General features: G+C 51.4%; 6 protein-coding genes. 5 read left to right on the top strand and 1 reads right to left on the bottom strand.

Features of this window, described 5'->3' with window-relative positions:
- The first annotated feature begins 719 nt into the window (after nt 1–719).
- On the top strand, nt 720–1,028 hold the full coding sequence (locus A9B99_RS11165) for a hypothetical protein (protein ID WP_156519044.1): 309 nt from the start codon (nt 720–722) through the stop codon (nt 1,026–1,028).
- Between the two features lie 134 nt (nt 1,029–1,162).
- On the opposite strand, the gene A9B99_RS11160 is transcribed toward A9B99_RS11165, so the two are convergent.
- Entirely contained in the window at nt 1,163–2,815 is a 1,653-nt protein-coding gene (locus tag A9B99_RS11160) for an EAL domain-containing protein (protein WP_064597482.1), read from the bottom strand.
- 556 nt (nt 2,816–3,371) lie between these two features.
- Here A9B99_RS11160 and A9B99_RS11155 point away from each other — a divergent pair.
- The 4 genes from A9B99_RS11155 to A9B99_RS11140 all read left to right on the top strand — a co-directional run bounded on the left by A9B99_RS11155 (nt 3,372) and on the right by A9B99_RS11140 (nt 12,159).
- Nucleotides 3,372–3,764, top strand: coding sequence for a hypothetical protein (locus A9B99_RS11155; protein ID WP_064597481.1), 393 nt, complete (start codon nt 3,372–3,374; stop codon nt 3,762–3,764).
- A gap of 197 nt (nt 3,765–3,961) precedes the next feature.
- The gene (gene bcsA / locus A9B99_RS11150; RefSeq protein ID WP_064597479.1) at nt 3,962–6,079 is read left to right on the top strand and encodes a UDP-forming cellulose synthase catalytic subunit; all 2,118 of its coding nucleotides are present in this window, start codon (nt 3,962–3,964) and stop codon (nt 6,077–6,079) included.
- On the top strand, nt 6,066–8,402 hold the full coding sequence (bcsB, locus tag A9B99_RS11145; protein WP_231889174.1) for a cellulose biosynthesis cyclic di-GMP-binding regulatory protein BcsB: 2,337 nt from the start codon (nt 6,066–6,068) through the stop codon (nt 8,400–8,402). The genes bcsA and bcsB overlap by 14 nt, the downstream gene beginning before the upstream one ends.
- Complete coding sequence (locus A9B99_RS11140) at nt 8,395–12,159, top strand: cellulose biosynthesis protein BcsC (RefSeq protein ID WP_064597477.1); 3,765 nt, start codon at nt 8,395–8,397, stop codon at nt 12,157–12,159. The genes bcsB and A9B99_RS11140 overlap by 8 nt, the downstream gene beginning before the upstream one ends.

Here is a 12,159-nt window from a genome sequence, read left to right as displayed (position 1 = left end):
TTGATGTTATCTCTTAAGCATTATATTAATAATAGATGCATACTATTTATTCAACCATCTCTTTTATAAGCATTTTCTTTCTTATTTTTTCATGTATATTACACATGCACTCATAATAAATTCTCACTCGATATTTTTTGAGCGGTTAGTTTTGTCACCTGGCCGTCATTTAAGTTGTTTAGAGTGGGTTATGTTATCCCAGATGGGCTGTGGTCGCTTTAGTTACTGATTCAGGTAACACAAGGCTCTGCGCAGCTCCAGAGCATCGTGTCTTATACACAAAGGACGCAGTTAAAATGGGGCTTATTCCCCCGTTTGATTTTTTTCATTCTTCTTATTCTGGGATTAATACGGTTTGTTCTGTGCACATAGCATTGCCTGTATAAATTTTCAGGCGAATTATTAAAATCACTTTCTAATAATTAATATGAGCATAAACAATACACAAGAAAAAACGACTGACAGCAACCCAGTCTACCGCTCAGGCAGGCAAATGCTTTGGGCTATAATTGTTTTTTTACTTATTGCACTGGGGTTAAAGCTAATTAGCTAATTCTCTCCACACGCTGGCCCCACCGCTGGCGTGGTCTTTTTGTGAATACCGCACAACCCAAAATGCAGAAATAGCCTACAAAACAGTCTTTATTCTTCACAACAGCTTTTCATCCTCTGCATACACTCGAACATACTGACGCCATGCGTCGCCAACCGAGGTATCCATGATGAAACGCATAATACCTGTGGTGCTGAGCTCAGCGCTGCTGTTTTCACCGTATTTATTTGCCTCACCGCCCCAGGGCGGCACCATTACGTTTCGGGGCAGTATTGTAAACCCGGTATGCAATATCGAAAATAACCCTGCTGCAAAATCTGTAAACCTGCAGTGTGCCGATAACAGCAGGAAAGTTCAGCAAACCTTTGCCATAAACGACACCACATGGCGACCGACCCTCTCACCACTGGTGAAAACAATTTCTTACCGGAAAACCGCGGAAAATATGTATTTAGTGACAGTGGACTATAACTGAAGCAGGTTTCCATCCAGAGAACGGCAGGCGGAAAGATATTAATAAACGAGCTGAAAGCCAGTATTCTGCCTGTTCTGCACAACAGGGAGCACCATGCTCCCTGTTGAATATTACCGCTAAAAGACTTATCCCGGTTACAACACCACTTCAACCCGCGGGCGGCTGCTCATCAACCAGACAGCAAGAGCAGATGCATTAAGCGGACGGGAATATAAATACCCCTGAGCTATATCGCATTGCAGCTCACACAATTGGCTGCGTTGCTGCTCCGTTTCCACCCCTTCCGCCACCACCGTTTGTTGCAGGCTCTGGCCGATTTTCACTACTGTCGTGGCAATGGCTTTCATTTTGCTGCCGTCGTTTAAATCGCGCATAAAACTTTGGTCGATTTTCAGTTCAGTCATTGGCAAATGCGCCAGACGCGACAGGCAGGAAAACCCGGTACCGAAATCATCCATCGACAGACCTACCCCCAGCTCGCGGACAGCGCAAATCACTTCCATGGTTTCCGGGCGCTTATCCATCATCACTCCTTCGGTGATTTCAATAGTCAGGCATTCTGGAGGAATACGGAACTGGCGCAACAAATAGCCAATATATTGTGGCAGGCTGCTGTTATAAAAGTTGATTGGCGACAAATTCACAGACACCACAGGCACCATGATTTTGTTATTGCGCCATTCCGCCATTTGGCGGCAAGCTTCATGGAGTGTCCAGCGGCCAATGGCTTCAATTTCGCCCGTCTCTTCTGCCAGCGCGATAAATTTTCCTGGGGGAATATCGCCCAGCACAGGGTCGGTCCAGCGGGCCAGCGCTTCCACGCCATAAAGCTCACCATTTTTCAGCCACACTTGTGGCTGGTAATGCAGGTGCAGATGATTACCCGCAATCGCCAGCTTCAGTGCCGCAGCCAGTTTCAGCCGCTCCTGGTCCACCTGGTTCATTTCACTGTGGAAGAACAGGTACCCGCCAGACGCAGCGGCTTTTGCCTGGTGCGATGCATGGTTGGCCTGTTTAAGTAACATATCCCGCTCAGCGCCATGCTCAGGGTACAGGCTCACACCCGTGCTGACCGTCACGTTCAAAGCCATGTCAGCCACATTAAACGGAATGCGGAACAACGCCTGGATTTTCTGGGCCACTGCCGTCGCTCTGGTGACATCGCAATCCGGCATAACCATTACAAACGAGTCGCTGTCGGCATGGCTGACAAAAGCCTGGCGCGAAAACTCACTACTCAGGCGGCGGGCAATCTCTGCCAGCACCTGGTCGCCAGCCGCATAGCCAAGCGCGTCATTCACATCTTTGAAATGATCCAGGTCGAGGAAAAACAACGCGGCACGCGCGTGTTCATCTCCGGCAATCAGAGTATCAATATACTGATGCAGTGCGCGGCGTTTTGGCAGGCCGGTCAGATGATCAAAATTAGCAAGCTGTGTGATTTTTTCCTGGTCGACATGCACAACTATCATGCACGGCACTTCTTGCCCTTGCTCGCCTTCATAACTGATGGTTGCACTTAAGGCATTTTCTTCGCCCGTTGCGGTAATCACTGTCAGCTGCGTTGTCTGCTGAGATGCCGTTGTTTGTTTTGGTGTATAAAATAACGGGATCTCTGCCGCCCGGCGGCCAAATACGGTAACGCCCGGATAACCCCAAAGCTTCTCTGCCGCATGGTTGAAGAAAATAACTGTTTGCGAACTGTCTAATAGCACAACAGCATCATGAACATGCTCTAATGCAACAAGCATATTCTGAGAGCCGAAAACCTCATTATCAGAATGCATATTTATTTTTCTTAGATGAAAAGTTCGCCTTCATGCTAATAGAAAGAATTCCGTTGTTCAATATCCAGACAGCATTATCCTGGTAAAGATAAACATTTATAGATGGTATCTATACATGCTCTTTTATTTATTGATAAAGAGAGACTCATGTCTGCCGATAACTCTCTGTGGATTGTGAATGAAGTATGAATTTTTTTGTTATTTATTATCTATCAACTACGCTTATTTATAGTCTTCCCCGTAATAACTTTTTCGTCTTTGCCAGTGTCACATGAGGCCTGGCGGGCAATTCCCCCTGGCATTCATAGAGAAAGTTTTAATTATTCATAGACAAACAAAATAAATCATTTTTGATTTATCGATACACTCACTTGACCTGTACTGACCTCACACACAGTATATAAGGAAATTCTCAATTCGTCGGATATGAACAGATTTCATTACTTTTTTAGTGAATGAATAGTGAAAAAGTAATGCTACCACTCGCAGCACACAGGCGGGCTGGAAAGAAGACGAATACCACACAACGTTCTTTATATTAGGGCCAGACACGATTATGTATGACGATCTCAGTTCTTTGACAGCAAAGCTGCAAATGTCCGGTGTTGCCTTCCAGCAAATGGGTGATGCCCAGACCAGTGATACAGAAGACGATGTAACTGTAACTCATGAAGCCACTCCGGTCACGCCTGGCACAGCACCTGATAATGTTAAATCTATCAACCGTCTGGAGAGCACTAATGTGAATAACGCAGCGCCTGTCAGCACAGCAAAACATAAACAGGCCGAACGCCAGGTTGCGCCCGTAAACCCTGTGCACAGTAACCGGGGCAGTTCCCTCGCTTCTGGTATTATGGAAAGTGTTGCCCAAATGACCCGCCCGGCAACCCGCGCACGCGAAGAAAATCCGGTACGCCTGGATATCTTATTCGCCGTCATTGGTAAATAGCAGTACATCTCATATTTAGCCGTATCGGCTTAACAGCCGGAATATAACCAGGCCAGTATCATACATACCGGCTATTGATTTGCATGTTTGTCTGATTTTGTCGCCAGATTCAACTGGCAGGTAATATTTTTTGGGGTCGCCGGTTTACAGGCACTGGCTGGAAAATCCTGCTCATTTTCCTGTTCAAGATAAGAAATATGCGAAAAATACTGAGATTCATTCTTACAATTTTGTTACTGGCATTATCGCTATTGGTTGTTTTCACACCAATGAATAGCAATAAGCAGTACATCTTCGGCATGGCTGTGGTTGCGGCAGTATTTATTATTGGCAGATTTAAAAACAAAAAAGCCGTTTTAACCATGCTGGTTTTTTCTTTATTAATGTCAACTCGCTATATTTGGTGGCGTGCAACAACAACGCTGCATTTTGACTCCAGCGTTGAAATGGTGCTGGGTTCACTATTATTTGCTGCAGAAATTTACTCCTGGACAATTTTGGTGCTGGGCTATATTCAAATGTCCTGGCCTTTAAAGCGCCCGATTGCACCAATGCCTGCAGACCAGAGCACCTGGCCTACCGTTGATATCTATGTACCCACCTATAATGAAAGCCTGGATGTAGTACGTGATACGGTTCTTGCAGCACAATGTATTGAATACCCGAAAGATAAAGTCAGCGTCTATATTCTGGATGATGGCCAACGTGACGAATTCCGCGATTTCGCCGCAGAGGCAGGCGTTGGCTACATTATTCGTAGCGAGCACAGCCATGCCAAAGCAGGCAACCTTAACCATGCGATGACACTCACCCGTGGGGAACTGATTTGCGTATTTGACTGCGACCATGTGGCAACCCGTGTCTTCCTTCAAGCCACCGTTGGTGCTTTCTTTCAGGATGAGAAACTGGCGCTGATTCAAACGCCGCATTATTTCTACTCGCCGGATCCTTTTGAACGTAACCTGACACCGGCTAAACATGTGCCCCATGAAGGCGCACTGTTTTATGGCCCGGTGCAGCAAGGCAACGACAACTGGAACGCCACCTTCTTTTGTGGTTCCTGTGCGGTGATTCGCCGTGATGCGTTAAATGAAGTGGGTGGCTTCGCAGTTGAAACCGTCACAGAAGATGCCCACACCGCACTGAAACTCCAGCGCCGTGGCTGGAATACTGCCTTCCTGGATATTCCTCTGGCTGCCGGGCTTGCTACCGAACGCCTGGCGCTGCATGTTAACCAGCGTATCCGCTGGGCGCGTGGTATGACTCAGATCTTCCGGGTAGATAACCCAATGCTGGGCCGGGGGCTGAAATTTACTCAGCGCCTGTGTTACCTGAACGCAATGCTGCACTTTCAGTATGGCCTGCCACGCGTCATCTTTCTGACCGCGCCACTGGTCTTCATGCTGTTTAACCTAAATATTATTTCTTCTTCCGCCACGCTGATTTTCTCCTATGCGTTGCCGCACCTGATTTTATCCACCTATGTGAACTCTAAAATCACCGGCCGCTACCGTTATGCATTCTGGGGGGAAATCTATGAAACCGTCATGGCGTTCCACCTGATACTGCCAACCCTGGTGACCATGATTGCACCCAAACTGGGGAAATTTAACGTTACCGACAAAGGCGATCTGCTGGATAAAGACTATTTTGACGCCACCACTGTGCGCCCACTTATCATCACGGCGTTGTTGATGGTTGGCAGCATGATTTGGGTGGGTGCGCGCTACTACATGGGTTTCTACACCGGTATCGACCCCTGGGTTATCCTGTTCAATATTATTTGGGGCACCTTCAGTACCATTACTCTGCTGGCTTCTATTGCTGTTGCTAAAGAGACAAAACAAGTACGTAAAACCATCCGCATCACCGCCAAACTCCCTACAAGAGTGCGCTTCTCCGATGGCTCAACTATGGATACACACACGCTCGATGTTTCCATGGGTGGTGCGCGTGTGGCACTGGTTAAAGGCCATGACCTTGCCCATAAAAACGCAGTCATGCTGGAGTTGGGGTTGGGTGGCGAAGTGGCGCATATTCCCCTGCGCACCACTGGTACGGGGGTGGGCGAATTGCGTATGGAGTTCGACAACTTCTCCCTGAATGAACGCCGCAAACTGGTACGTGTTGTGTTATCCCGCGCGGATGCCTGGTTTAAACCCCCTCATGCGCCAGACCGCCCGATCGCCTCTTTCCTGAGCATTTTGCAATGTGTATGGGAATTGTTCTTTGGCCGTAAAAAACACGCTAACGGGTTTAATGCCCAAATGGCGGAAGTTCCCAAAACACAGGCAGAGGTTAATGATGCGATTTAAACGCCCGCTTCTGGCAACCTGCCTGTTATGTGCCGCCAGCCAGGCCAGTTTCGCCGCATTGCAGAATAAAGCAGATGCCCTGCCGGATTTGCCCCTGCCCGTCAGTGTGCAGGGAAATACTCCAGCAGTGGATGTTGCCAGTATCACCGCGGCAAACAACAGTAACCAGAATGTCGCCAACACCATCAGTTTTAAAGATATGGGGGCCACCACTGGCCTGATGATTTCCGGCCAACAGTTGCAGAATGGGTTATCGTTTACTCTGCCAGGTGACCTGGTGATTACCGCTGCGCACCTCAACCTTAACCTGCAACTGAGCGCGGTCAGTGTACCGGGTGAAAACCTGCAATTAATGTTGAACGGCCAGCCTCTGGGCGCCATACCGCTGGATCAGCTCCAGCAAAGTAAGGGCTTCTGGAACCTGGATATTCCGTCATCCATGATTGCCTCCCATAACAACCTCAGTTTTCAGTTAAAAACCGGGGACGACATCATTAACGACACCTGGAGCTGCCAGCGCGAACTTCCGGCGAATTACCGGGTTACTCTGATGCCTTCTTCCGCACTGAACTACCAGGGATTGTGGCTGGATGTGCGTAAAAATCTGAGCACCTTCCCGCGCCCCTTCCTTGATGTTAAGCAGATGCAGCGTGCCTTGTTAAACGTCGCATTTCCAGAAAACCCGGATGCCTCTGTGTTAACGGCATCGGCGATTGTCGCTTCGCAGTTTGGGGTAATGAATAGCGAGAAAGGCACCCAGTTTGCGGCCAAATATAATGAACTCCCCCCAGGAAATGGGATTCTGTTTGGCAAACCTGGCGACCATATTGGCCCGGTTGTCATTGCCGACAATAGTGGCCCGACATTGCAGGTTATCGATAACCCGCTTAACCCGGCATACAAACTGTTGGTAGTCAGTGGCCGCAATGAAGCTGAGCTGCGCCAGGCGGCATGGCGCTTAACCCAGCCGGGGTTACCCGACACCGATACCCTGCAAGTGCCGGCTATCACACTGGCCCAACGCCAGGCTTACGATGCGCCGCGTTGGGTGAATACCCAACACCCGGTAAAACTCAGCACTCTGGAAGCCAACAGCGGCGCACTGGTTGCCCACGGGATTTGGCACGGTGCTAACCAACTGGCATTCCGCGCTGCACCAGACTTATTTATGTGGGATGGCACCACGATACCGCTGCACCTGAATTACAGCTTCGCCCAGAAAACCTGGATTGATGACCAGCATTCGTTCCTGAATGTCAGCATCAATGGCGAATTTCTCAAACGCCTGCCAGCCAGCCGTGGCGGTATTTTCACCCCCGTGATGGATATGCTGGGTTTGTCCAGCCGCCAACAAAACGCCACTGTCAATATCGACCCGGGGACCGTATTTGGAAATAACCAACTGGGGTTCTGGTTTGGTACCAGTGTGCGGAAAAACGCGCCCTGCAGCGCCATGGCGGATGACAGTATTCAGAGCCGGGTAGAGGGTGATTCCACGCTGGACTTCACTCATGCATGGCACTTTGGGCAATTACCTAACCTGGCCTGGTTCACCAGCGCAATGTTCCCGTTCACCCGCCACGCTGACCTGGCGCAGACTGCGGTTCTGCTGCCGCCTCACCCCAGCTCAGAAGATGTCACGCTACTGATGGATATGATGGCGCAGTCTGGTCGTGACACCGGTGTCGCTGCCAGTTTTGTGCAGATTTATACCGGAATTCCTCAGCAAGATGCAGGCCAGCAACGCCTGGCTGACAGCGATATTCTGGCAATCGGCAGCCTGAAAAACAGCAACTTAATCGCACCGTTGCTACAGGGTAGCCTGTTCTCACTGAACGAAAATACGCTGGAGGTGGAGGCTCCTGATGCTGCCAGCCGCCTGATTTCGCTGCTGACCGGTGACTGGGGAAGAAACTACACCGATGCCGCCAGTTTTCTGGCCGACAACAGTGCCTGGCGTGGGTTTATCAGCCTGCGCTCCCCGTGGAACGCTAAACGTGTGGTCGTGCTGGCAACCGCGACCAGCTCACAAGGGTTGCAACAACTCCCGGTGGATATGGCCCGGCAAGGGTTTCAGTCCGTAGCATCTGGCGATTTTACCGCCGTGACAGGGGCAGGCGATGTCAAAACCTGGCGTGTTGGCACGCAGTTCATCACTGGCGATTTGCCTGTGTGGATGCGCGTGCTGTGGTATGCCAGCCAGCACATTTTTTACCTGGCGCTGATTGTCTGCCTGATTGCGTTACTGTCCAGCACCTTGCTGTACCAGTGGCTGAAGAAACACGCCCACCAACGCCTGCACGGAACATCGAAACATGAATAAGAAACAGCTGACACACGCCTTTGCCCTGTTGTGTCTGGTCGGTGCCAGTTACCCTGCAGACGCGGCAAGCAACACACAGCCTGGTAATACCGCGTCAGATAATGCGGCGGCAGGCGATACTGTGGGCGATAAACCCGGTTCCGCTAACGATGACGCGGTGAAAAAGCTGCTGGCTCAGGCCAGTTACTGGCACAGCAAAGCTCACGATGACATGGCTATGGAAGCACTACAAAAAGTGCTGGCGGTGGATAACCACAATATTGATGCCATGTACCTGATGGCGTTGTACCAGATGCAAAGCGGCAATACACAACAGGCCGCTATCTGGCGTAAAAAAATCAGTGACATCTCCCCGGATGACCCGCATCTGGCGTCACTGGATGGCGCGAACTCAATGCAAACCATTTCCCGTGGGCAGTTGAATACCGCCCGGGATCTGGCACGCAGCGGGCATATCAAAGAAGCGATTGCCACATACCGTACTCTGCTACATGGCAACCCGCCGCCGGATGAACTGGCGCTGGAGTATTACCAGACGCTGGCAGGCGACAGTGACACATGGCAACAAGGTGTTGATGGCCTGCGCCGCCGGGCACATATGCTGCCCGGGGATGCAGCAACACAACTGGCTCTGGGTTCAGCACTGACCTGGCAGGAAAGCGGGCGGCGCGAAGGCATCGCCATACTCTCCGGGCTGGCCCCAGACAACAAAATTGCCGATAAAGCCTTACAACAAGCGTTGCTCTGGTTGAACCCGAAAGCAACAGATTTACCCGTATACACCGCTTATGCCAGCCGCCATCCGGATGACACCGCCCCCATGGATCACTACCGTAAAAGTGTGGATGGCGGGGCAACCAAAGCAGCCTTTGATGCACTGAATGGTGGCGACCTGAGCACAGCAAAAACAAAATTCACTGAAGTGCTCAAAACACAGCCCAAAGACAGCAACGCGCTGGCAGGGCTGGGCTATGTCGCGTTACGTCAGGGAGATTTTACCCAAGCAGAAACGCTGCTGCGCCAGGCTTCAGCACAAGACACCGGCAATACCAATGACGCCCAGTGGACCAAAGACGCAGACAACGCCCATTTTTATGGCACACTGAATCTGGCCCGCTCAATGACCCAAAAAGGGCAGTATGCTGAAGCATTAAACCGGCTGGACAATGCCCAGGGAACGTCAACTGACCAGCGCCAGGCCGCCGATATGCTGCGTGCGGACATTTACCGCCGCCAGGGAAAACTGTCTGACGCTGAGCAGGTCTACCGCCAGTTACTGGACGAACACCCGCAGAACACCACCGCGCGCACCAGCCTGTTCTGGATCCTCAAACAAGAGCATAAAGAGACCGAAGCGGCGCAAATTCTGCGTACCCTGCCCGCCCGCCTGCGCACCCGTTATGCCAGTTGGGGTGATAACGGCGATGAGCAGCGCAAAGCTGCCGAAGCAGCCATCAAAGGGGGGAACACATCCCAGGCGATGCAAATTTTGCAGGCTGCGGTGGCGAAATACCCGCAAAATGCCTGGCTTAAGCTCGATTACGCCCGCTTATTACGCCAAAGTGGTGAAAAGCAACGCGCCGCAGTAATCATGTCTGCCCTGCCACAACAAAGTGGCCTGACAGCAACCCAGCATAACGATGCACTGTATGCGTCAGCGGTCTATTTTGTCGAAGATGACAACTGGTCCAAAGCCCAAAGCCTGATGTCACAGGTACCCACTGCCCATTTCAGCGATGATATGCGGGCGCTTAACAGCCGCATTTTGCTGAACCGCCAGCTGGATATTGCCCAGAACTATATTAAACAAGGCAACCGCGCGGCGGCACTCAACAGCCTGCGTATACTTTCCAGAACGCCGCCACAAGCGCCTGTGGATGCTGGCCGCCTTGCCGAATTATTAATGCAGGCTGGCGACAGCGCCGGTGCGCTGGCACTGGTACGTAACAGCCAGGCGCAGGGGTTACAGGGTTCACTGGCCGATTACGCCAGCCAGATCCGCGTACTCAACCAGGCCGGGCTGTTTGCGCAAGCGGAAAGCGTACTTAACGCCCCGGCATTGCAAAACGCTTCCAGCCAGGAAGAAATAGACCGTATCCGCCTCGCCAACCTGATAACCCAGGCGGATACCCTGCGTGCACACAATAAAATCCGTGCCGCCTGGGATCTGGTGATGCCAGCCCTGCGCAATAACCCGACCAATACTGACTTGTTGCTGACCGTTGCACGGATTTACCAGGCAGACCATATGACTGATAAAGCCGATGAAATCTATCAGTATGTGCTGCGTAAATCCCCACAGGACAGGCAGGCGCTCACCGGCGAAGTCTGGCTGTCACTGGCGCGTAACGACAGCGACAAAGCGAAGCAGTATTTCTCTCAACTGGAACCAAACCAGAACACCGACTATCTACTGCTTGCCGCCCATGTTGCTGCCGCACAAGGTCAAAACCAGCAGGCGATGTCACTGTTACGCACGGCACGATGGCGTATACAGTCCGATGATGTCAGCAATGGCGACGATGCCATCAACAGCGTGCTGTCAATACCATCAACCGCGCAGCAAACCCAACTGACCGCACTGAATGACATCGACAGTATGATGCGCTTTCTGCAAGAGAAAGCCGCAACCTGGACTGGTGGGGCAGTCTCAATTCGTTCCCGTAACGGCGAGGCGGGGCTGGGCCAACTGACTGAAGTCAAAGCCCCGATGACCGTTTCCGGTACGCTGGGCGACAGCAATGCCCGCCTGAGCCTGGATGTGGCACCGGTCACGCTGAATGCCGGAGAAATGTCGGGGGAATCCGCTAACCGCTTTGGTTATGGCGCTATCAGCCATGCGGCGAAACTGGCGGCGGCAACCTCCACCAGCACTACATCCACCAATGCAGACAGCCAGGGCAGCCAGCAGGCCAACGGGGTGGAAACCCATTTATCCCTGAGCGGCGACAGCTACAAACTGGATGTTGGCAGCACGCCTACTGGCGGCCAGATGACACGGCTGGTTGGTGGCGTGGAGTGGAAGCCACAACTGACTGACCACAGCTCGCTGGATTTGAAAGCTGAACGCCGCGCAGTCACAGACAGCCTGCTGTCTTACGTGGGCGCCAAAGATAAAACCACTGGCGAAAAATGGGGTGCCATTACCCGTAACGGCGTCTCCGCACAGTATGCCTGGGATAATGACCTGGTCGGCCTGTATACCAAACTCGGCTTTGACACTTACCTGGGTACCAACGTCCCCACGAACCATTCTGTTAACGCAATGGCAGGCAGCTATATTCGCCTGTATCAAACGCCAGAAAGCGAATTGCGTATGGGCGTGAACGTTAACTACATGGATTTCCAGCGCAACCTCAGTTACTTCACCACCGGCCAGGGCGGTTACTTCAGCCCGCAGGATTATATGTCGCTGACATTACCTGTGACATTCAGCCGCCACTGGGGTGACTGGGACATGACACTGAGTGGCTCCGTCGGCTACCAGTCTTATAAACAGGATCAGAGTGATTACTACCCAGGCCACAGCAGCCTGCAGTCAACACTCGAAAGCTATGCCAGCTCAGATGACGATGTGGACAGCGTTTACAAAGCAACCGCGAAAAACGGTATCGGCTACACCCTCGGTGTGGACGCCCGTTATCGCCTGAATGACAACATCGCACTGGGCGCAAACCTGGGGTATGACACCTTTGGCAGTTACAACGAAGGTAAAGCTCTGATTTATTTTAAATATTATGTCGATCAAGACAATTAA

Source organism: Mangrovibacter phragmitis, assembly GCF_001655675.1.
Classification (GTDB): domain Bacteria; phylum Pseudomonadota; class Gammaproteobacteria; order Enterobacterales; family Enterobacteriaceae; genus Mangrovibacter; species Mangrovibacter phragmitis.
This window is presented reverse-complemented; position numbering and strand designations above follow the sequence as displayed.